This is a genomic window from Paenibacillus sp. FSL R7-0652 (genome assembly GCF_038595045.1).
In the GTDB taxonomy this organism is placed as follows: domain Bacteria; phylum Bacillota; class Bacilli; order Paenibacillales; family Paenibacillaceae; genus Paenibacillus.
Genome location: NZ_CP152001.1, coordinates 4,670,083 through 4,691,775, shown reverse-complemented (window position 1 = coordinate 4,691,775; position 21,693 = coordinate 4,670,083). Strand labels below are relative to the sequence as shown.

16 protein-coding genes are annotated in these 21,693 nt (G+C 49.7%); 15 read left to right on the top strand and 1 reads right to left on the bottom strand.

From position 1 onward, the window contains the following. The first annotated feature begins 33 nt into the window (after positions 1–33). The 12 genes from hrcA to MKY97_RS20470 all read left to right on the top strand — a co-directional run bounded on the left by hrcA (position 34) and on the right by MKY97_RS20470 (position 10,691). On the top strand, positions 34–1,065 hold the full coding sequence (hrcA, locus tag MKY97_RS20525) for a heat-inducible transcriptional repressor HrcA (protein ID WP_342552126.1): 1,032 nt from the start codon (positions 34–36) through the stop codon (positions 1,063–1,065). A gap of 12 nt (positions 1,066–1,077) precedes the next feature. Continuing rightward, positions 1,078–1,671 (top strand): nucleotide exchange factor GrpE, encoded by a 594-nt coding sequence (gene grpE / locus MKY97_RS20520; RefSeq protein ID WP_342552125.1) that lies wholly within the window; start codon positions 1,078–1,080, stop codon positions 1,669–1,671. 148 nt (positions 1,672–1,819) lie between these two features. After that, positions 1,820–3,658 carry a molecular chaperone DnaK gene (dnaK, locus tag MKY97_RS20515; RefSeq protein WP_342552124.1) on the top strand — a complete coding sequence of 613 codons (1,839 nt, stop codon included), beginning with the start codon at positions 1,820–1,822 and terminating at the stop codon, positions 3,656–3,658. 132 nt (positions 3,659–3,790) lie between these two features. Further along, entirely contained in the window at positions 3,791–4,909 is a 1,119-nt protein-coding gene (dnaJ, locus tag MKY97_RS20510; protein WP_342552123.1) for a molecular chaperone DnaJ, read from the top strand. A 191-nt stretch (positions 4,910–5,100) separates the two neighbouring features. Next, positions 5,101–5,469, top strand: a complete 369-nt coding sequence (locus tag MKY97_RS20505) for a hypothetical protein (protein ID WP_342552122.1) — start codon at positions 5,101–5,103, stop codon at positions 5,467–5,469. Positions 5,470–5,491: 22 nt separating this feature from the next. Continuing rightward, on the top strand, positions 5,492–5,671 hold the full coding sequence (locus tag MKY97_RS20500) for a YfhD family protein (RefSeq protein ID WP_123062588.1): 180 nt from the start codon (positions 5,492–5,494) through the stop codon (positions 5,669–5,671). After that, positions 5,664–6,056: a hypothetical protein gene (locus MKY97_RS20495; protein WP_342552121.1), complete on the top strand. Its 393-nt coding sequence runs from the start codon at positions 5,664–5,666 to the stop codon at positions 6,054–6,056. Before MKY97_RS20500 ends, MKY97_RS20495 begins: the two co-directional genes overlap by 8 nt. Before the next feature lie 194 nt (positions 6,057–6,250). Beyond that, entirely contained in the window at positions 6,251–7,216 is a 966-nt protein-coding gene (gene prmA / locus MKY97_RS20490; protein WP_342552120.1) for a 50S ribosomal protein L11 methyltransferase, read from the top strand. A 2-nt stretch (positions 7,217–7,218) separates the two neighbouring features. Further along, the gene (locus tag MKY97_RS20485) at positions 7,219–7,902 is read left to right on the top strand and encodes a site-2 protease family protein (RefSeq protein ID WP_342552119.1); all 684 of its coding nucleotides are present in this window, start codon (positions 7,219–7,221) and stop codon (positions 7,900–7,902) included. 135 nt (positions 7,903–8,037) lie between these two features. After that, a complete protein-coding gene (locus tag MKY97_RS20480) occupies positions 8,038–8,802 on the top strand; it encodes an RsmE family RNA methyltransferase (protein WP_342552118.1) in 765 nt (254 codons plus the stop codon). A 2-nt stretch (positions 8,803–8,804) separates the two neighbouring features. Next, the gene (gene mtaB / locus MKY97_RS20475) at positions 8,805–10,151 is read left to right on the top strand and encodes a tRNA (N(6)-L-threonylcarbamoyladenosine(37)-C(2))-methylthiotransferase MtaB (protein WP_342552117.1); all 1,347 of its coding nucleotides are present in this window, start codon (positions 8,805–8,807) and stop codon (positions 10,149–10,151) included. Positions 10,152–10,253: 102 nt separating this feature from the next. Next, positions 10,254–10,691, top strand: coding sequence for an NUDIX domain-containing protein (locus MKY97_RS20470; protein WP_342556404.1), 438 nt, complete (start codon positions 10,254–10,256; stop codon positions 10,689–10,691). A gap of 65 nt (positions 10,692–10,756) precedes the next feature. Here the strand turns inward: MKY97_RS20470 and MKY97_RS20465 are convergent, their stop codons facing one another. Next, positions 10,757–11,758, bottom strand: coding sequence for a Na/Pi symporter (locus tag MKY97_RS20465; RefSeq protein WP_342552116.1), 1,002 nt, complete (start codon positions 11,756–11,758; stop codon positions 10,757–10,759). A gap of 317 nt (positions 11,759–12,075) precedes the next feature. Between MKY97_RS20465 and MKY97_RS20460 the strand changes: the two genes are divergently transcribed. The 3 genes from MKY97_RS20460 (at position 12,076) to addA (ending at position 21,611) form a co-directional block, all read left to right on the top strand. Then, positions 12,076–13,452, top strand: coding sequence for a class I SAM-dependent rRNA methyltransferase (locus MKY97_RS20460; RefSeq protein ID WP_342552115.1), 1,377 nt, complete (start codon positions 12,076–12,078; stop codon positions 13,450–13,452). Positions 13,453–13,875: 423 nt separating this feature from the next. Then, a complete protein-coding gene (gene addB / locus MKY97_RS20455; protein ID WP_342552114.1) occupies positions 13,876–17,379 on the top strand; it encodes a helicase-exonuclease AddAB subunit AddB in 3,504 nt (1,167 codons plus the stop codon). After that, positions 17,376–21,611, top strand: coding sequence for a helicase-exonuclease AddAB subunit AddA (addA, locus tag MKY97_RS20450; RefSeq protein ID WP_342552113.1), 4,236 nt, complete (start codon positions 17,376–17,378; stop codon positions 21,609–21,611). The genes addB and addA overlap by 4 nt, the downstream gene beginning before the upstream one ends. Positions 21,612–21,693 lie beyond the last annotated feature (82 nt).

Below are 21,693 nucleotides of genomic sequence, written 5' to 3'. Positions count from 1 at the left end.
GGACAGTACAGTCAGAAGGAGGGAATACTCACCATGTTAACAGAGCGTCAACGAATGATTCTGAACGCTATAGTGGATGACTATATCCGTTCAGCTGAGCCCGTAGGGTCCCGAAGCATTTCCAAAAGAGGAGATGTTGGATACAGCCCGGCGACGATTCGGAATGAAATGGCCGATCTTGAAGAGATGGGTTTTCTGGAACAGCCGCATACATCAGCTGGACGCATTCCTTCACACAAGGGTTATCGATATTATGTCGATCATTTGGTTCCTTGGAATCAGGTGGAGCCGCAGGAATTGGATGATTTAAAGTCATTCTTTGCAGAAAAACTGAATGTTATGGAACAGGTTATTCAGCACGCTTCGAACATTTTATCTCATATGACTAACTATACTTCCATTTTGCTCGGACCAGAGGTGTTCCATACTTCACTTCGTCACTTCCAGCTGCTTCCGCTGAATGACAATGAAGCTGTGGCGATTATCGTAACCAACACGGGTCAGGTGGAGAACAAAACAGTCCAGATCCCCCCTGAAATTTCGGTGGCCGAGATGGAGAATGTCGTTCGTCTGTTAAACAGCAAATTGGTAGGCGTACCTATTTACAAGTTGAAATCACGGCTTTATACCGAGCTTGGTCAAGAGATGGAGCGCCATATCACACGTTATGAGGAAGTTATGCAGGTACTCAACAGCGCGTTTGATAATGAGCATGACAATCGTCTTTTCCTCAGCGGTGCGACCAATATGCTGACACAGCCCGAGTTCAGAGATGTGGAAAAGGTTAAAGACATTCTGGATTTGTTAGATGAGACACCAACATTAATGAAATTGATGATGCCCGTGCCCGGCGGGCCCGGAATTCAGGTGCGAATTGGTACCGAGAACGATCATGAGGCCTTTGCGAACTGCAGTTTGATTACAGCGTCCTATTCATTGGACGGCGAGGCACTTGGGTCCATTGGAATTCTGGGACCAACCCGGATGGATTATGCACGTGTCATCCATATTTTAAATACATTATCCCGTGATCTTACGACGATGCTGACTACTCGCTTCAAATAAGCAGCGGGAATTATGATTCATTTATATAAGGAGGTGAACATCTTGAAAGAGGAGCAAACATTCACAGAAGAGCAAGAGGTAACAGCCGCGGAGCAGGAGCCAGTCAATGAGGCTGCAGCTGCTGAAGCACAGGCTGAGGAAATAACCGATCAGGAGCAGGCTGAGCTGGCGCGTTTGAAAACAGAGGCTGAGGAAAACCAGCAGCGTTTTGTACGTGCACAGGCTGATTTTGATAACTTCCGCCGCCGCACACAGAAGGAAAAAGAGGAGCTTGCGAAGTACGCTTCGATGAAGCTGGTCACCGAATTGGTTCCGGTTTTGGATAATTTCGAGCGTGCTATGGCAACTGTACCGGAAGGGACAGAGACTGAATCTTTTGCCAAAGGAATTCAAATGATTTTACGTCAATTGGAAACCGTGCTGACGAACGAAGGCCTGACACCGATGGAAGCGGTTGGACAACCGTTTAACCCGGAGTTCCACCAAGCGATTATGCAGGTGGAGAGCGAGGAACACGAAGAAGGCATCGTGGTGGAAGAGGTTCAAAAAGGCTACATGCTGAAGGATAAAGTGCTTCGTCCGGCTATGGTTAAAGTCAGTTCTTAATTCTTTTGAAGGAATAAAGACCCCAGGCTGAACAAAGGACGAAGTTTAATATACAGGTTTCGTACACATAGAGCAGTTTACTTACCAGCACAATAAGGCAGACAAACCAGCCTATTGATTTTAAATTGTTGAGGGAGGAAATTTTCCGATGAGCAAAGTAATCGGTATTGACTTAGGAACAACCAACTCATGCGTAGCCGTTATGGAAGGCGGCGAGGCAGTTGTTATTCCAAACCCGGAGGGTGCACGTACAACGCCTTCCGTTGTAGGTTTCAAAAAAGATGGCGAGCGTGTTGTTGGTGAAACAGCGAAACGTCAAGCAATCACGAACCCGGATCGCACGATCATCTCCATCAAACGTCACATGGGTTCTTCCCACAAAGAGACGATCGACAGCAAAGATTATTCACCACAAGAGATCTCTGCAATCATTTTGCAAAAATTGAAAGCTGATGCAGAAGCATACCTGGGCCAGACGGTAACTCAAGCGGTTATCACGGTTCCGGCTTACTTCAATGACAGTCAGCGTCAAGCGACTAAAGATGCAGGTAAAATCGCAGGTCTGGAAGTACTTCGTATCGTCAACGAGCCAACAGCAGCTGCATTGGCATACGGTATGGAAAAATCCGAAGACCAAACGATTCTTGTATATGACCTGGGCGGCGGTACGTTCGACGTATCCATCTTGGAACTGGGCGACGGTTTCTTCGAAGTTAAAGCAACCAGCGGTGACAACCAACTGGGTGGAGACGACTTCGACCAAGTGATCATCGACTATCTTGTTAATGAATTCAAAAAAGATCAAGGGATTGATCTGAGCAAAGATAAAGCAGCGGTACAGCGTTTGAAAGATGCAGCGGAAAAAGCGAAAAAAGAACTTTCCGGCGTATTGACTACAACGATTTCCCTGCCATTCATCACGGTTGCCGATGGCGTTCCTCAGCACTTGGAATTGAACCTGAGCCGTGCGAAATTCGAAGAGCTTTCTGCTGATCTGGTTGAGCGTACGCTTGAACCAACTCGCCGTGCACTGAGCGATGCAGGCATGACACCTAACGATATCGATAAAATCGTATTGGTGGGTGGTTCCACACGTATTCCGGCTGTGCAGGAAGCAATCAAAAAACTGACAGGCAAAGAGCCGCACAAAGGCGTGAACCCGGACGAAGTTGTTGCACTGGGTGCAGCTGTACAAGCGGGCGTACTGACAGGTGACGTTAAAGACGTGGTACTGCTCGACGTAACTCCACTGTCCCTGGGTATCGAAACTGCGGGCGGCGTATTCACGAAAATGATCGAGCGTAACACGACGATTCCTACAAGCAAATCCCAAGTGTTCTCCACTTACGCAGACAATCAGCCTAGCGTTGAGATTCACGTTCTGCAAGGTGAGCGTGAGATGGCTGCTGGCAACAAAACGCTTGGACGCTTTATGCTGGGAGATATCCCACCAGCCCCACGCGGCGTGCCGCAAATCGAAGTTAGCTTCGATATCGATGCCAACGGTATCGTTAACGTGTCTGCAACAGACAAAGGTACAAACAAAACACAAAAAATCACAATCACTTCTTCCAGCGGTCTGAGCGATGCTGAAGTCGAGCAAATGATGAAAGATGCCGAACTCCATGCTGAGGAAGACAGAAAACGTAAAGAGCTTGTTGAAGCGAAAAATAGCGCAGACCAATTGATCTACTCTGTAGACAAAACAATTAAAGATCTTGGTGAAAAAGCAGATGCTGGCGAAGTAGAAAAAGCAAATGCAGCCAAAGAAAAACTGCAAGGCGTGCTGGCTTCCGACAATCTGGAAGATATCAAAGCGGCTACAGAAGAACTGACGGAGATCGTACAGCAGTTGTCTGTTAAACTGTATGAGCAGGCTCAAGCTCAAGAGCAAGCAGCTCAAGGCGCTGAAGAACAGCAGGGTTCCGCAAAACGCGACAACGTCGTAGACGCTGATTACGAAGTTGTGGACGAAGATAAAAAATAATTAATTCGCAGCTGATGCGAGTTAAACATCGGTGACGTTCGGATTAAAGGGAAAGTCATAGCCGGGGCTCCCGTGCTTTGACTTTCCTTTTGTCACGATGTGCGATAAGGTGAATGTTATGGGGGTGGAAGAGTGGCTGAAAAACGTGATTATTATGAGGTGCTCGGCGTAAGCAAAAATGCGAGCGACGAGGAAATCAAGAAGGCATACCGCAAGCTCGCCCGTCAGTATCACCCTGACGTGAACAAGGCTGCAGATGCGGAGGCCAAATTCAAGGAAGTAAAAGAAGCTTATGATGTCGTAAGTGACAGCCAGAAGCGTGCTCAGTACGATCAGTACGGTCACATTGATCCGAATCAGGGTGGATTCGGCGGTGGAGACTTCGGCGGAGGCGGGTTTGGCGACATCTTTGATATGTTCTTTGGCGGAGGCGGTGGACGTCGTGACCCGAATGCACCGCAGCGAGGAAATGACCTGCAGTACACTATGACTATTGAGTTCAAGGAAGCTGTATTTGGCAAGGAAACGGATATTACGATTCCGCGCACCGAGGGCTGTGATACTTGTCATGGTTCAGGTGCCAAACCAGGAACGAAGCCGGAAACATGTTCCGTCTGTCACGGCAGTGGACAGCAGGAAGTCGTACAAAATACGCCGTTTGGCCGTATGGTGAATCGTCGCGCTTGTTCCAACTGCAGCGGAACCGGACAGATTATTAAAGAAAAATGCACGACCTGCAGCGGCAGCGGCAAAGTTCGCAAACAGCGTAAAATTCATGTTCGCATTCCAGCGGGTGTGGATGACGGTGCACAGCTGCGCATGACAGGTGAAGGTGAAGGCGGTCTTCGCGGTGGCCCGGCAGGAGACTTGTACATTGTCATTCGTGTGAAATCTCATGATTTCTTTGAACGCGAGGGTGATGACATCTACTGTGAGGTTCCACTGACATTTGCTCAAGCAGCGCTTGGAGACGAGATCGAAATTCCGACACTTACGGAAAAAGTGAAGTTGAAAATTCCGGCCGGCACACAGACCGGTACGTATTTCCGTCTCAAAGGCAAAGGTGTTCCGCGCCTGCGTGGTATGGGACAAGGGGATCAGCATGTGAAAGTAGTTGTAGTTACACCAAGCAAGCTGAGTGATGAGCAGAAAGACCTGCTTCGTCAAATCGCTGCACTGGATGGCGAACAAACACATGAGCATGAGCAGTCTTTTTTTGATCGAGTAAAACGCGCCTTTCGCGGCGACTGATTAACATATATAAGAGCGTAGTATGGAGACACTTTCGATTATCGGGGGTGTCTTTTTTTATGTGATCATATTTTTTCAAGTAATTGTAGAGTGAGCGGTTCGGTATATTCTGGGCTCCGCTGCGGAAAGATAGCAGGGCGGGAACGATATGTTAAACAGATATGAGAGAACGAAGGAAGCAGGTGGCACAAGTGACGGAAAAAAATATTTTGGCCTATTTTCACAGCCCAGAGCAGGCACAGGGAGCGGCCAAAAAATTGGAGGCACTGCGAGTGGAGGATCTATCCATTAATCGTTTCAGCCGTTATGCAGGTGTCGGCCCAAGCGGAGCCTCCTACAGACCGGGCATCTCTGGAAGTTACTCATCGTGGGTGCCCGATGCGATGCAGACCAATGCCAGCTCGGGCATTATGGCTGCGGCTGACCCTGCTGCCAGCGGAATGAGTGATGGCGGACAAGGCGGTCCTACGGGAAGGGATGTTTTGCTAACTGTCGTTGTAGATGAAGAGGTACATCACCGGGCAATGTCGATCATTGAACAAGCCGGTGGCATGATCTAATTTCAAAAGGAGGAAGAACAAGATGGCTAATCGACAACGACCAGGCGAGATTTTAACGAAAACAGAAAAGATGAAACGGCTGCAGTCCGCTAAAAATGAGGATGTAGAGTTCAGCGCAGAAGCGGCGGATCACGAGGATATTGAAGCATTGCGCCGCAGTGAGGCGGCAGATCGCCGCCAAGGAAGAGAAATTCATGACTGAAGATCGCTCGGCGGTCACACTTGAAGCCGTATTTACGAGTTGGTCTGAAGCAGAATCTGCACGCAGAGTACTGGAGCTGCTGCATCCTAATCAGCTCCGGATCGAGAGTCTGCGCGAACATACAGGGACAGCTGGATCAAGCGGGGGCAAGCAGGATGACAGCTCGCCAACAGCAGTTGTTGGCGGCTTCAGCGGCGAGCTGAATGTGCTTGCTCTAATTAGTGATGAGACCGAGGTTTTATCTGGGGGACAGGTTTATGATGATCCGAAGGGCAGTGCAGCGGGAAGCTCGAAACAGGGCATTCTGCTGACTGTCTCCGTCTCACAGGATTCTCTGCCGCAGGCTGCGGAGATGATTACACAGAACGGTGGTCGTTTCTACTAGTTTATTCGTAATAAGAACCAGCAGGCGAAAAAACAGAGCAGGATATCCGGGCAGTCTGGCTGCGGATATCCTGTTTTGTTTTCTTTTATGTGCAGGCTTTGTGCTCCGGCTTGCTTGTGTAGTACAATAGTTGGGATGTTTAAATTATAAGCAGGCAAAACCATGTTTTAATTATTGAGGAGGCAAAACCACGTATGTTATGGCATGAACTAACAATACATACCACAGAAGAAGCTGTGGAGATGATTTCCAATTTTTTGCATGAAGCGGGTGCTGGAGGGGTATCGATCGAAGAGTCCGGTACTTTAAATAAAAAACGGGATACAACTTATGGCGAGTTATATGATGTTCCGCTCAACGATATTCCTGAAGGTTTTGCTGTTATCAAAGGGTACTTCTCCGAAGGTACAGACATGGATGTGCTGCAGGCAGAAGTTAATCCGAGAATTGAGGAATTATCCGATTTTGGCATTGATGCCGGCAAAGTTCGGTATGAAACACGCACGGTGGATGAAAATGACTGGGCTACAGCATGGAAGCAGTACTTCAAACCTGTTCGTATCTCCGAACGTCTGACGATCAAGCCAACATGGGAGGAGTACACGCCGGAAAGTGCAGACGAGAAGATTATTGAGCTGGACCCCGGGATGGCCTTCGGTACAGGTACGCACCCGACGACAACGCTCTGTCTTCGTACGTTGGAAAAAGTCATCCAAGGCGGAGAAGAGATCATTGATGTTGGTACAGGGTCTGGCATTCTGGCGATTGGCGCGGTACAGCTGGGTGCAAAACATGTGCTGGCGCTTGACCTTGATCCGGTTGCTGTAACGAGCGCTGTGGAAAATGTAGAGCTGAACAACATGCAGCAGCGGATTACAGTCAAAGAGAGCGATCTGTTATCTGTACTAGGGAGTCAAGACCCAGCCTTGGGCGTAAAACTTCCTGTCAAAATTATTGTAGCCAACATTTTGGCTGAAATTATTTTGCTGTTTGTGGATGATGTGTATAACGCACTGGAGTCTGGCGGCATTTATATCGTTTCGGGGATATGGAAGAACAAGGAGCAGGTTGTACATGATGCTCTTGTATCATCCGGATTTGAAGTGCGGGCCATTGAGCGTGAAGAGGACTGGCTGGCGTTTGAAGCCAGAAAGAGGTAACTATGGATTTTCTGGATCGATTCCTACGTCTTCCCCTGGAACAACTGCCGTTTTTTCTGGTGACCATTCTGATTGCATTTACGGTTCATGAATTCGCGCATGCGTACTTTGCTAACAAGTTTGGTGATCCGACAGCGAAGCTGCTCGGAAGGGTCACGCTGAACCCGGTTGTGCACTTTGACCTGCTGGGCGTGCTGCTGCTCGTGATCGCAGGTTTTGGGTGGGCGCGTCCTGTTCCCGTAAACCGTGCAAATTTTGATAAACCGAGACTAATGGGTACAATCGTGTCGGTAGTAGGTCCACTTAGCAATCTGCTGCTTGCGATCATCGGTGCAGTTATCTATGGAATATTGTTTGGATCAGGTGTATTGGGAAACATTGAGAATGAGCGGGTTGCTACAGCCGTGATGACTTTTTTGCCGATGTTCAGCATAACGAACTTCTTCTTGTTTATGTTTAATCTGATTCCACTTCCGCCACTCGATGGTTACCGTATTCTCGAAGATGTGCTTCCGCCATCGATCAGCCGCAAAATGCAGGGGGTAGAACAGTGGTCCATCATTGTATTTCTGCTGATTCTGATTATTCCGCCACTGCAGGCCGTTACGATTCAGCCGTTATATTTGTTTGCCAGCAGTATGTACATGGATTTGGTAGGTCTGGTTATTGAGCTGTACCGATCATGATCTGTCCTGAAAATGGGCTGTAAAGCTGGTCAGAAATGAATAAAAGTTGTATGATCATCTGTGGCGACTGGAATCCTGCCTGTTCTCCTGCGGGGGAATTCCAGTCATAACAGGAAAGAATGGGTGGACAGACATATGCAGCGGTATTTTATATCTGCAGAGCAGTTTAGTGAACATGAAGTGCTTATTACGGGTGATGATGCTCGTCATATCGGCAAAGTCATGCGCGGCAAGCCTGGAGACAAGCTGATCGTCAGCGACGGAAACTCCAGAGAAGCTTTGGTTGCCATCGATAGTATTGAAGCGGGCGAAGTAAAAGCAGTCATTCTGGAACCGCTCGTTATGGATCATGAAGCAAAATTGAGTGTTACTGTGGCACAAAGTTTGCCTAAAGGCGACAAGATGGAAACGGTAATCCAGCGATGCACGGAAATCGGAGCCGTATCATTTGTACCTTTTTTATCGGAACGCACGATTGTACAGTATGATGCCAAAAAAGAAGGCAAACGTCTGGAGCGGTGGCGGAAAATCGCCAAGGAAGCTGCTGAACAGAGCCATCGTAATCGAATTCCAACTGTTGAGCAGCCGCTTTCCTGGAAAGGGCTGTTATCTTCTTTTGGGGACTATGATCTGGTATGTTATTGTTATGAAAAAGAGGACGGCAAGCAGCTTAGAGATGTTCTGAAGCCGTTTGTAGGACAGCTTGCTCCTGATGCAGGGGCGAAAGTGCTGATTGTTGTTGGACCTGAGGGCGGATTTTCCGAAAAGGAAACGGCCCAGGCAGATGAGGCAGGTGCGGTATCCGTTGGACTGGGCAGGCGCATTTTGCGTGCTGAGACGGCAGGTATGGCTGCATTGACATGTGTTCTATATGAATCCGGAGAAATGGGGGGAATGTAATTATGCCATCCGTGGCGTTTTACACCTTGGGCTGCAAAGTTAATTTTTATGATACAGAGGCAATCTGGCAATTATTCAAAAACGAAGGATACGAACAGGTAGACTTTGACGAACAGACAGCAGATGTCTATTTGATTAATACATGTACCGTAACAAACACAGGCGACAAAAAGAGCCGTCAAATTATCCGCCGAGCGATTCGGCGTAATCCCGATGCGATTGTAGCGGTAACAGGCTGTTACGCACAGACATCTCCTGCTGAGATTCTGGATATTCCTGGTGTTGACCTGGTGATTGGAACTCAGGATCGGGATAAAATTTTGCCGTATGTGAGAGAAATACAGGAATCGCGCCAACCCGTTAATGCGGTGCGCAACATTATGAAAACACGGGTGTTTGAAGAGATGGACGTGCCGGATTTTGCGGATCGTACGCGTGCATTCCTCAAAATTCAGGATGGATGCAACAACTTCTGTACTTTCTGCATCATTCCATGGTCTCGTGGTCTGTCCCGCAGTCGTGAGGCAAACAGCATTGTTCAGCAGGCACATCAGCTGGTACAAGCGGGTTACAAAGAGATTGTTCTAACAGGCATTCATACTGGCGGGTACGGAGATGACATGGAGAACTATGATCTGACCGATCTGCTGTGGGACTTGGACAAAGTGGAAGGACTGGAGCGTATTCGGATCAGCTCCATTGAAGCAAGCCAGATTGATGACCGGATGCTCGATGTAATCAAACGTTCGGACAAACTGGTTCGTCATTTCCACATTCCGCTGCAGGCAGGAGATGACACCGTTCTGAAACGCATGCGCCGCAAATATACGACTGAAGAGTTTTATAACAAAATGCTGCGTATACGTGAGGCTATGCCGGATGTTGCGATCACAACCGACGTTATCGTAGGTTTCCCGGGTGAAACGGACGAGATGTACCGTAATGGGTATGATCTGATGCGTAAAATCGGCTTCTCGGAAATGCACGTATTCCCTTACTCCAAACGGACGGGCACTCCGGCAGCACGCATGGAAGATCAAGTGGATGAGGACATTAAAAATGCGCGGGTGCATGAATTAATTGAACTGTCCGAACAGATGCAGCTGGAATATGCACAGAAGTTTGTTGGACAAGTGCTGGAAGTAATTCCAGAAGGTGAAGCCAAAGGCCGCGAAGGCAGCGGCAAGCTGCACGGATACAGTGACAACTACATTCAGCTTGTGTTCGACGGAACACCTGACATGGTCGGTAAAGTGTGCCGTGTGAAGCTTACTGAAGCAGGTGCGAATGAAAGTCAAGGTACGCTGGTTCGTGTATTGGAAGAGAATCTGAAATCTGCTGCGATGTAATCGAGGCGTTAGGAACAAGGATTTCATTTCCTTGGGGAGAGTACCCGGGGAGATGAGGTCCTTCTTTGCCAAGGGAAGAAATTGAAGCGTGTGGGGGAGAATATCATGAACAAAAAGGAAATTTCAGCAGGCGGCGTTGTATACAGAACCGGAGAAGACGGTCGGCTTCAAATACAGCTTATTATGGATCGTTACGGTAAAATAACACTTGCCAAAGGCAAGATGGAAGCTGGAGAAACGATCGAACAGACGGCCCTTCGTGAAATTCTGGAAGAAACAGGTATGGTGGGCCGTATTATCGAACCGATTAATATCATTGCTTATACGTATCAGCATGCCGAATTTGGGCCCGTGGACAAGGAAGTGCACTATTACCTCGTGGAAGCGGAAAGCGGTGATCTGCAGCCTCAGATTGAAGAGATCAAAGGTGTGGATTGGTATACTCCGGAAGAGGCTTGGTCCAAACAGCAGCAGAACGGATACGACAACAACAATGATGTTGTGCGCGCTGGTTTGAATAAACTGGGTGTCAATGTATAAACAGTGAGTATTTCGCTGCATCGATGTCTGCATGTTCTACAAGCCCGGGAAGGGTTGACAGCATTTCAAACCACAGGTGTCTTGGCCGAAGAGGCGATGACAGGTGGTTTTTTGTGCCAGATGGGCAGGTAACAGAACGGTAAAGCCAGCAGTGAGCTGATGATATTAAAAAGAGTCTGGGCATGCGCAATCTGTGCCCCTTGATCCGCTGAGAGCCAGGCCGAAGCTGCATGCAGCTGGCTGATCAGCGGCATAAACAGCAGTGCTCCCGCAATGTTAAGCACCACATGGGAGGCTGCCACAAATTTGCCTGCCGACGCCCCGCCCGCGGCTGCAATAACGGCGGTGATGCAGGTCCCGACGTTGGACCCGATCACGATAGCGATGCCGATCTCCACAGGCAGTACGCCTGTGGCGGCCAGCGTGATCGCCATGCTGATGACCGCGGCGCTGCTGTGAATCAGCGCGGTCAGGCAGGCCCCGGCGAGAAAGCCCCACCACAGGCTGTCCGCCGAGCGGTCCAGAAACCATTGAAATACCCCCATGCTGCGGAGCGGAATGGCAATGGACTGCATGACCTGAATGCCTGTCATGACGAGCGCGAAGCCTGCTGCTGCGAGGAAGCTGAATTGTATGTTGGCCAACGTCCGGCGGGTACGCGCAGGAGCAGCTTGATTGCGTTCAGCAAGGATAACAAATATGGACCATCCTGTCAGCGATAGGAGCAGCAGCGGCAGTGAAGCACGTCCTATCTGAAGGCCGACCAGTTCCGTTGTCAGACAGGTTCCGATATTGGTTCCAAGGATAATGCCGAGCGTACGGCCGTAGGTAATTAATCGTGCATTAGCCAATCCAATCGTCAGTACGGTTACGGCTGTGCTGCTCTGCAGCAGTGCCGTTGCACCAGCGCTGAATACCATGCCCTTCCACGGGGCAGAGGTGGCGCGGTTCAGCCAGCCTGCGAGCATAGGCCCGGCCATTCGCTGCAGCGCCGTCTCCATCAGCTTCATGCCGCCAAAAAAAATGATAAGCCCATACAGCAAAGGCAGAATTATTTCCCTGAACATGAGTATCCCTTCCTCCCGTGCATTTCCTTATCACTTATTCTATGAGGAAAAAGAGACAAGCATGACAGGTGAGGGGGTTATACAAAAAACAGCCAGCTCCCAATCCAAAAGATACGGTGATTCGACAAACGCAGCGGAGGGGACGAAATTGAATCTGAAGAAGCGAAGCGTGCGCCTTTGTCTCCGGATTTTCCCTTTGGAGAAGGGGAATCAGAAAAATCTGGAGACAACAGCGATCGTAGGATCAATTCGCCCCCGGAGCGTCTTGCCGCCCAAACCTGTCTTTTCAACTAAAATAAGAAAGAAGTGGATCAATCTTGCCATCCGTAACACTGGAACGCAGCCGCAAAAAACGGCTGGAACATGCACACCCCTGGGTTTTTAAAAATGAAATTGCGTCCGTAGACGGCAATCCGGAACCGGGTGATATCGTCAATGTACTGAATCATCAAGGTCGTTACTTGGCGACGGGTTATTATAATCCGGCTTCGCAGATTACCGTGCGCGTGGTCTCGTACCAGCCTTTGGAATTTGAACAGATGGACACGGCCTTTTTCGCAGCACGTTTTCATGACTGTCTGCGTCACCGGGAACGTTTCATACAGGATGGGGAAGCGTATCGTCTCGTTTACGGCGAAGCCGATTTTCTGCCCGGACTGATCGTTGACCGATTCGGCAGCATTCTAGTGGTGCAAATCCTGACCCTTGGGATGGATCGCTGCCGTGAAGCCATTGTACAGGCGCTCATTGAAGTCATGCAGCCAGAAGGCATTTATGAGCGAAGTGATGTATCTATTCGTGAACTGGAAGGTCTGGAGCAGGTCAAAGGTCCGCTCTATGGAGATTGTCCGCGTCATATTACGGTGACTGAAAATGGACTGCTCATCAAGGTGGATATTGTGGAGGGTCAGAAAACAGGCTACTTCTTCGACCAGCGTGAGAACCGTGCGGCCATTGAACCGCTGATGAAAGGCTGGGGGTATAAAAGCGGCATCACGCTGCAGCAGATCGAGCACGAAGGAAGCGAGCAGCAGCTGCCTGTGAATAAGGGCGGCAAAGTGGTGACTTTCCCGTATTGGGACGGGGCCACGGTGCTGGAGTGTTTCTCGCACACCGGCAGCTTTACCTTGAATGCATGCAAATATGGAGCGAAGAAGGTAACTTGTCTTGATATTTCCGAACATGCCATCGAAAGTGCACGAACGAATGTAGAACTGAACGGTTTTACGGATCGGGTCGAGTTTGTAGTAGCTGATGCCTTTCAATACCTGCGTGAACAGGTCAAAGGACTAGACGAGCGCAATGCACGAGCACGGGCGGCGGAACAAAAGGTGGACACGTCCAAGGCATTATCCGGTGCTGGAAAAACGTTTGATGTCGTTATCCTTGATCCGCCTGCGTTTGCGAAAACAAAATCCGCAGTCAAGGGAGCATGCCGTGGTTACAAGGACATTAATCTGCAGGGTATGAAACTTGTCAACGAGGGCGGATATCTGGTAACGGCAAGCTGTTCTTATCATATGCGTCCTGATCTTTTCCTTGAAACGATAGCGGATGCCGCAGAAGATGCAGGTAAAGTGCTCCGTTTGATTGACTGGAAAGCCGCTGGCAAGGATCATCCGCAAATTTTGGGCGTAGATGAAGGGCACTACTTGAAATTCGCTATTTTTGAAGTGCGAAGCAAAAAGAATTAAGCATATTCTCTTTTATTTAGAATGAATTGTACCCTATGGGATAGGCACTTTAAAAAGTCCATCTTATAGGGTATTTTTCTTTATGAGGAAAAGCTTGATCTTGGCGTGGTATTGGCTGTGTGAAACCGTTAGAAGTCGTACCACAATTGAATTGTCATTGAACTTCGCTCTAATAGTTGAAGCTGCCGTCTGTACAATGCAGACAGCAACTTTGTTCAGGTTCTATTGTTAAGTTCCTGTTATGAAGTTCCAGTAGACGTAATAATGATTGCATCAGCTTTCACAGTATATTTATGGTCTTTCTTATTGGTAATTAAGCTGTTCGTCATATTTGGTGGATCATGGCAAACGTATGTTCCGAAGTGAGTAAGGTATGATATACTGGAAATTAAAATCTTGTACGTGCAGTTTGGAGGATGACACATGTCCGTACACTTTGTTATTGGCCGGGCAGGCAGTGGCAAAAGCACACTGATTACCCGGGAAATCACATCCCTGCTTAGGCAGGAGCCTCAAGGAAAACCGCTGATTCTGCTTGTTCCTGAACAAAGCTCATTTCGGACAGAGCAGGCACTGGTTTCTTCCGAAGGCATTAAAGGTACGATGCGTGCCGAAGTACTTGGCTTCCGTCGTCTTGCTTATCGTGTTATGCAGGAGGCTGGCGGTTCTGCCCGCATTCCGATTGGAGCTGAGGGCAAGAAGATGCTTTTATATAAAGTCATCCAGCGTCGGAAGGAAGAATTGAGGTTGTTTGCTGCTTCGGGCAGCCAGCTTGGTTTTATTGGGGAATTGACCCAATTATATAGTGAGTTTAAACGATACGAAGTGCATGCTTCGGTACTCGAAGAGGGGCTTGCAGCGTGGGAGATTGCATCTACTTCACCCATTCTGGAGGATAAGCTGCATGATTTGAACTTGATCTACCACGACTACGAGAGGGAACTGACTAATTTATATATTGATGATGAAGATACACTGAACGAGCTGACGGGGCGTTTGCCGGAAAGCACATGGCTGCAGGGAGCTGAAGTCTGGATTGACGGTTTTCATGGATTCACTCCGCAGGAGATGAGTGTCATAGGACAGCTCATGCTGCAGGCCTCGTCTGTAACCATTTCCTTAACGCTTGATCGTGCTTACGAGCAGTTTGTACTGCCGGGGGAGCTGGAATTATTTTATCCAACAGCTAGTGCTTATACGCGGCTCAAAGGCATGGCAGAGCATTTGGGTGTGTCCAGCGATACGACAATACTTCATGACGAAGTACTGCCGAGATTTAAGGATCGGCCAGGACTTGCCCATCTGGAGGCTGGGTTTGATCGGCGTGTTCGCTGGAGAAGCGAAGGCGAAGACTCGGGAATTCGCTTGGCTGCTGCGGAGAATCGCCGGGCAGAACTGGAGGGCGCACTGCGTGAAATGCGTCGTCTTGCGCAGGAGGATGGGGCCAGATATCGGGATATGGCAGTGCTTGTTCGCGGATTAGAGACCTATGCTGATATTGCGGAGCCGTTATTCAGGGATTATGATGTTCCGGTCTTTCTGGACCGAAGACGAAGTGAACTGCATCATCCATTATCCGAATTTATTCGTGCGGCATTGGATATTGTTCGCCGCAACTGGCGGTACGAGGATGTATTTCGCTGTGTCAAAACAGATCTGCTGCTTCCGCTGAATGGTTCCATTACACGTGAAAACATGGACCAGCTCGAAAACTATGTACTTGCCTGCGGTATCCATGGATATCGCTGGACGGATGGCAAGCCGTGGAAGTATGTTCCAAGTTTGTCTCTGGAAGATAATGCCCAGGAAGGACGCAGCCGGGGACGGGATGCTTTGTTATCACAGATGGAAAGCTGCCGGACTGTAATTACATCGGCACTCGGCACGTTTGAGAAACGAATGAAAAAAGCAAAAACAGCCGCTGCTCAATGTGAAGCATTATTCGGACTGTTAGAGGATGCAGATATTGCACGTAAACTGGATCAGATGTCCGCTCTGGCCAAAGCACAGGGAGATCCTGAGCGGTCCAGAGAGCATCGTCAGATGTGGGGGGCTGTACTCGATCTGCTGGACCAGATGGTTGATATGATGGGAAATGAACGCTTGGACATTTCTTTATTTGCAGGCATGATCGAAACCGGATTGACTGAACTCAAGCTGGGGCTTGTTCCCCCGGCACTTGATCAGGTGCTGTTTGGTTCCATGGATCGTACGCGTCTGCGCGATATTAAATATGTATTTATTCTTGGGGCGGTCGATGGAGAGCTGCCGGCAATCCCTCAGGATAACGGTGTACTCACGGAACAGGAGAGGCTGCTGCTGACGGAAAGAGGCATGGGCCTTGGTCCCGGAGCAACGAGATTAATGCTGGATGAACGCTTCCTGATCTATACCGCTTTGACAGCTGCCAGCAAACAGTTATGGCTGAGTTATCCGGTGGCGGACGATGAAGGCAAGCCGTTACTGCCTTCCGAAATTGTGCGTCATGTGCGTAAAATGTTCGGATTGCAGGAGCAGCCTTTGCTTGCGCAGCCGCCAGTAATGGATTCAGAATCGCTGCACGATTCATATGCTGTTCATCCCGAACGGAGTCTTTCGATGCTGATTGGACAGCTTCGCAGATGGCGCAGGGGAGAAGAGATTCCCGAGATGTGGTGGGCAGTCTACAACTGGCATGTAACCCGGGAGACGAGCCGTCCGCAGCTGGAACGGCTGCTCAGCTCGATCTTTTACCGCAACCGTGCCCTGACGCTGCAAACATCGACCAGCCGCAGACTGTACGGTACAGAGGTACGGACAAGTGTGTCACGTATGGAACGATTTGCAGCCTGTCCTTTCTCTCATTTTGCATCACACGGGCTGAAGCTCAAAGAGCGGCAAATATATCGTCTTCAGGCCCCGGATATCGGTCAGCTGTTCCATGCTGCACTGAGTCAGCTGGCCATGCGTCTGCGTGAGGAAAATCGCAGCTGGGGCAGTCTGACACCGGAACAGTGCCGACAGGAAGCCGAGCAAACGGTCGAACAGATCGCTCCTCAGCTTCAGGGAGAGATCTTGCTGAGCACGAAGCGTTACGGGTATATTTTCCGCAAATTAAAGGATATTGTCAGCCGCGCGTCCGTTATTCTCGGCGAGCAGTCCAGACGCGGCAGTTTTGAACCGATCGGGCTGGAGCTTGATTTTGGTCCAGGCAAACCGCTGCCTCCACTGCGTTTTGAACTGGAGAATGGCTGTGTCCTGGAAATCGTGGGCCGGATTGACCGCGTGGATGTCGCTGAAGGCGAGAACGGACTGCTGCTGCGCGTGATTGACTACAAGTCCAGTCAGACCGATCTCAAACTTCATGAGGTGTACTATGGATTATCGCTGCAAATGCTCACTTATCTGGAAGTACTGCTGAGTGCAGCTGAAGAGTGGTTAGGAGAAACGGCGCTGCCCGGAGGCACTCTCTATTTCCATGTGCATAATCCTCTGCTGCAGTCAGCAAACGGTATGACATCAGAACAGGCGGGGCAGGAGCTGCTGAAACGATTTAAAATGAAAGGCCTGCTTTTGGCCGACCGCGATGCTGTTGCTCAAATGGACCGCACACTGGATAAAGGACACTCTGCAATTATTCCGGTGGCTTTGAAGGCGGATGGCAGTTTCTACAGCAGTGCCGCAGTAGCCGCACCTGAACAGTGGGACACACTGCTTGCGGCGGTTCGAGGTAACATTCGCGATATCGGAACGCGGATTACGGATGGTGATACAGCGATTGAGCCGTATCGTATACAGCAGGAGGTTGCATGCACGTTCTGTCCGTACAAACCGGTCTGCCAATTTGATGAGAATATTGAGGGGAACGACTATAAACTGCTGTCCAAACCGGGCAAACAGCAGATTTGGGACATGCTGTCTCACAGCAGGGAAGGAGAAACGTTATGATGCATATGCCTAAACCGGAAGGCAGCTTCTGGAGTGATGATCAGTGGAGTGCCATTGCCGAGCATGGAGAAGATATTCTGGTCGCTGCGGCTGCGGGATCAGGGAAAACAGCTGTTCTGGTTGAGCGAATTATTCGCAAAATAGCAGATCCTTCCCAAGGCTTCAGTGTGGACCGGCTGCTCGTGGCTACATTTACAAAGGCGGCGGCGGCCGAGATGAAACAGCGTATTCGTGAAGCGCTGGAGCGTGCACTTGAGGAACAGCCCGAGGATGAGCATCTGCGCAGGCAGTTATCGCTGCTTGGACGAGCTTCCATTACTACGCTGCATTCCTTCTGTATGGAGGTCATTCGCAGATACTATCAGCAGATTCCGCTCAATCCGGCTTTTCGTATTCTCAATGAAAATGAAGCCGAACTGCTGCGCCAGGAACTGCTGGAGGAGCTGTTCGAGGAAAAGTATGGTGAAGAAGATGAGGGCAGCACATTCCGGGAACTCGTCGACTGGTTCAGCGGAGAGCGAAACGATGATGCGATGCATCGGCTGGTGCAGCGATTGTATGATTTCTCACGAAGCCATTCCTGGCCGGATCACTGGCTTATGGAGATGGCGTCGGCTTTTCAGGTGGAAAGTGTAGAGGCGCTGGGACAATCGGCATGGGTGCAGAGCATTTTGCGAGATGCGGCTCTTGCTTTGGGCGGGGCCGCAGGACTGCTGCGTCAGGGTATTCAGATTTCAATGCAGCCTGAAGGTCCGGCACCTTATGCGGTGACACTCCAAGAGGATTTGGCAGTGGTGGAAGAACTGATATCCGCCGTTGAAATCATGCCCTGGGATAGACTTCCAGAGGTATTCCAACCGGCTGCATTCGGCAAATTGAAACCTTGTAAAAAAGATCAGACAGATCCTGGATTGCAGGAACAGGTGAAAGAGCTGCGGGAAACGGCCAAAAAGGCGGTTAATGATCTGAAAGGTTCTCTTTTCGGCAGGAGTGCGTTCTCCTTCTGGCAGGAACTGGAAGAGGCTGCGCCGCTTATGCAGGAGCTTTCCCGACTAGTCAGCACCTTTGGTGAGCGTTACCGTCAGGCAAAGCAGGAACGTGGACAGGTTGATTTTAATGACTTGGAGCACTATTGTCTGCAAATTTTGCGGCATGAGGATTCCACACCAGAGCACTCTATGCCTTCTGATGCGGCTGTGGAGTATCGTGCACGTTTTGATGAAGTGCTGCTGGATGAATATCAGGATACCAATACGGTTCAGGAAGATATCGTCCGATTGATTTCCAGAGAGAACCCAGGCAACCGATTTATGGTTGGTGACGTTAAGCAGAGTATTTATCGTTTCCGATTAGCTGAACCGGGTCTTTTTATGAACAAATATCGTAACTACCAAGCGAGTACTGATGTGGATGCGGACGGGGATAAAGAGAGTGTTGAGGGTGCAGGAAAACGCATTGATCTTGCCCGCAATTTCCGCAGCCGCGCCCAAGTTGTGCATGCTGTCAACGTAATATTCAGGCAGCTTATGAACGAGGGCGTCGCCGAGATTGCCTATGATGAACGGGCGCAGCTGGCTTACGGTGCATCATTTCCATCAGAGACACTTGGAAGTGAAGCGTACACTCCTGAGCTGATGCTAATCGACCGCCAAGGCGGAGGACCGGATCTGTCGGAGAGTACGGAAGATGGCGTGGAGGCAGTGACTTCTGCGGAACTGGAGAGTGCAGAACTCGAAACGGCTCAGCTGGAAGCACGAGCTATCGCTGTGCGAATACGAGAGATGGTCGGAGAAACGGACAAACCTGCTCTCAGTGTGTATGACAAGACGCTGCAGACCATGCGTCCAGCACGCTACGGAGACATTGTTATACTGCTGCGTTCGACCCTGATGTGGGCTCCGCTGATGATTGAAGAATTCAGACAGCAGGGCATCCCTGCTGGTGGAGAACAGAGTAAGGGATACTTTCAGGCGACGGAAGTCGAAATTATGTTATCTCTGCTGCAGCTTGTGGACAATCCGAGACAAGATATTCCGCTGGCATCTGTGCTTCGATCTCCTATAGTTGGTCTGGATGAAGAGGAACTCGCGCAGATTCGTCTCGGTGACAAAAGACAATCTTTCTATGATGCAGTTGTATCTGCTGCCGGACCTTGGAAGGACGAACCAGGGGCTTCTGGACAGGCTGTGCCAGCACAAGATTTGCATGATGCTCATTTGACTCAGATACAGTGGCCTGAAGGTTGGGCGGAGCTTGAGCAGGGATACCGCGAATCAGCTGTCACGGCTGAAATGGAAGCTGATACGCGAACGGAAAGATACGAAGACCATGTAGACTTAATGCATGAAAATGAACAAGCTCATTCGGAGCTGCGTCAAAAACTAATTCGTTTCATGCGCCAGCTGGAGCAGTGGAGACAAGAGGCTAGACAAGGCAGCTTAAGTGAGCTGATCTGGCGCGTTTATCAGGAAACCGGATATCTGGACTGGGTTGGAGGACTTCCTGGCGGTCAGCAGCGGCAGAGTAATCTGAAGGCTCTGTACGACAGGGCACGCCAATATGAGGAAGCTACTGCGAATCGCGGGCTGTTCCGTTTTCTGACGTATGTCTCCAGATTACGGGAAAATGGCGGTGATCTCGGAACCGCAGCGAGCGGTTCGGGCGAGCAGGACAATTCGGTGCGGATTATGACGATCCACCGAAGCAAAGGTCTGGAGTTTCCGATTGTGTTTGTCGGCGGTATTTCCAAGATGTTTAATCAGCAGGATCTGCACGCGCCGTTTCTAATGCACAAAGAACTTGGATTTGGCCCGAGATTTGTGGATCGTGACAACCGGGTTGCTTATCCGACATTAGCTAATTTGGCAATTCGGCGGAGGGCTCAATTTGAGCTGCTTGCGGAAGAGATGCGTGTATTGTACGTAGCTTTAACTCGTCCAAAAGAAAAGATGATCCTGATCGGTACGGTGAAGGATGCCGCGAAGAAGGCACAGGCCTGGTCTCAGGTTAAAGACAGCCCGGAACTGGCACTGCCTGATTATCTGCTTGCAGCCGGACGCAATTATCTGGACTGGATCGGCCCGGCACTGATCAGACACCCGGATGCTGCGGTGCTGCGTGAGCTTGCAGGGGAGCGCGATTCCTATGCGGCTTGCTTAGCTGTTGATGATTCACGCTGGAACATATCGGTTGTCGCTGCAGAACAGGTATCTCGTCATCAGAACACAGATCTCACGGAGAACGTAGATGACGGAATAACTGAATTGCGGAGAGAACGTATGGAAGCCCTCCAAGCAGTGAAGCCGGTCGAATTAATGCCATCTCCGCTTGTTAAAGAGCATTCCGTGGAGATGTCGGAAGGTCCACTGGTAGAGGAATTGGTTCATGAGATTGATAAAAGACTTTCCTGGACCTATCCGTTTGAATCAGCTTCACATGTGGCGGCGAGTACTTCTGTGACAGAGATCAAGAGTTTGATTCCTACACAGGAGGACGTTTCGTATCCCGTAATGGAAGAGCTGCAGGAGCAGTCTGAAACAGTCTATATGCAGCATACCCTCGGCACAGGCAGCAGGGAGAATCAAGCGGATGAATCCTCATTCAAGTTACATCTACGCCGTCCTAAATTCATGGGAGAGAGGCAGCTGACGGGAACAGAACGGGGAACGGTGTATCATACCTTGATGCAGCATCTTCCTGTAGATGGTGCTGCCGTGGATGCAGCGGTTGTTGAACAGACGATCTCACGTCTGCTTGCGCTTCAGATTCTGCTGCCTTATCAAGCAGAAGCCATTGATGCCCGTGAGCTGACGGACTTTTTTGACACGCAGCCTGGAACGGAGATGCTTCGTGCTGCATGGGTCAGAAGGGAAATTCCATTTACTTACGGGCTTCCCGCTCATCAGTCTCCTGCAGCGTGGCTTCATGGACTGCAGCTGAACGAGGAGCAGGAACAGTTCGGTGAAAACAGCAGAGTACAGGCAGGGCTTGAGAACGAAACGGTGCTCGTCAGAGGAATTATTGACTGTCTTTATGAGGTCGATGGCGAACTTGTTCTGCTGGATTATAAAACAGATCGGGTTCTTGAGCATCGTGGTGGGCTGGAGCTTCTGACTGCCAACTATCGATTCCAGCTGCAGCTGTACGGACGGGCCATTGAGGAAATTTTGGGCCGGCAAGTGGATCATAAATGGCTATATTTTTTCGATGGTGGTCATGCGGTCAAATTGTAATTATAAATAGCTGTGAATATCTAATGTTTAAAACATCTCTATTTCAGCGGTGGATGCAGTGATAGAAAGAGCCGTGGATCAA

What these genes read in the sequence shown, in the direction of transcription:
- addA (WP_342552113.1), top strand. Translation starts at nt 17,376, where the DNA reads ATGATGCATATGCCTAAACCGGAAGGCAGCTTCTGGAGTGATGATCAG.
- MKY97_RS20485 (WP_342552119.1), top strand. Translation starts at nt 7,219, where the DNA reads ATGGATTTTCTGGATCGATTCCTACGTCTTCCCCTGGAACAACTGCCG.
- MKY97_RS20465 (WP_342552116.1), bottom strand. Translation starts at nt 11,758, where the DNA reads ATGTTCAGGGAAATAATTCTGCCTTTGCTGTATGGGCTTATCATTTTT.
- grpE (WP_342552125.1), top strand. Translation starts at nt 1,078, where the DNA reads ATGATTCATTTATATAAGGAGGTGAACATCTTGAAAGAGGAGCAAACA.
- MKY97_RS20480 (WP_342552118.1), top strand. Translation starts at nt 8,038, where the DNA reads ATGCAGCGGTATTTTATATCTGCAGAGCAGTTTAGTGAACATGAAGTG.
- prmA (WP_342552120.1), top strand. Translation starts at nt 6,251, where the DNA reads ATGTTATGGCATGAACTAACAATACATACCACAGAAGAAGCTGTGGAG.
- addB (WP_342552114.1), top strand. Translation starts at nt 13,876, where the DNA reads ATGTCCGTACACTTTGTTATTGGCCGGGCAGGCAGTGGCAAAAGCACA.
- MKY97_RS20500 (WP_123062588.1), top strand. Translation starts at nt 5,492, where the DNA reads ATGGCTAATCGACAACGACCAGGCGAGATTTTAACGAAAACAGAAAAG.
- hrcA (WP_342552126.1), top strand. Translation starts at nt 34, where the DNA reads ATGTTAACAGAGCGTCAACGAATGATTCTGAACGCTATAGTGGATGAC.
- dnaK (WP_342552124.1), top strand. Translation starts at nt 1,820, where the DNA reads ATGAGCAAAGTAATCGGTATTGACTTAGGAACAACCAACTCATGCGTA.
- MKY97_RS20495 (WP_342552121.1), top strand. Translation starts at nt 5,664, where the DNA reads ATGACTGAAGATCGCTCGGCGGTCACACTTGAAGCCGTATTTACGAGT.
- mtaB (WP_342552117.1), top strand. Translation starts at nt 8,805, where the DNA reads ATGCCATCCGTGGCGTTTTACACCTTGGGCTGCAAAGTTAATTTTTAT.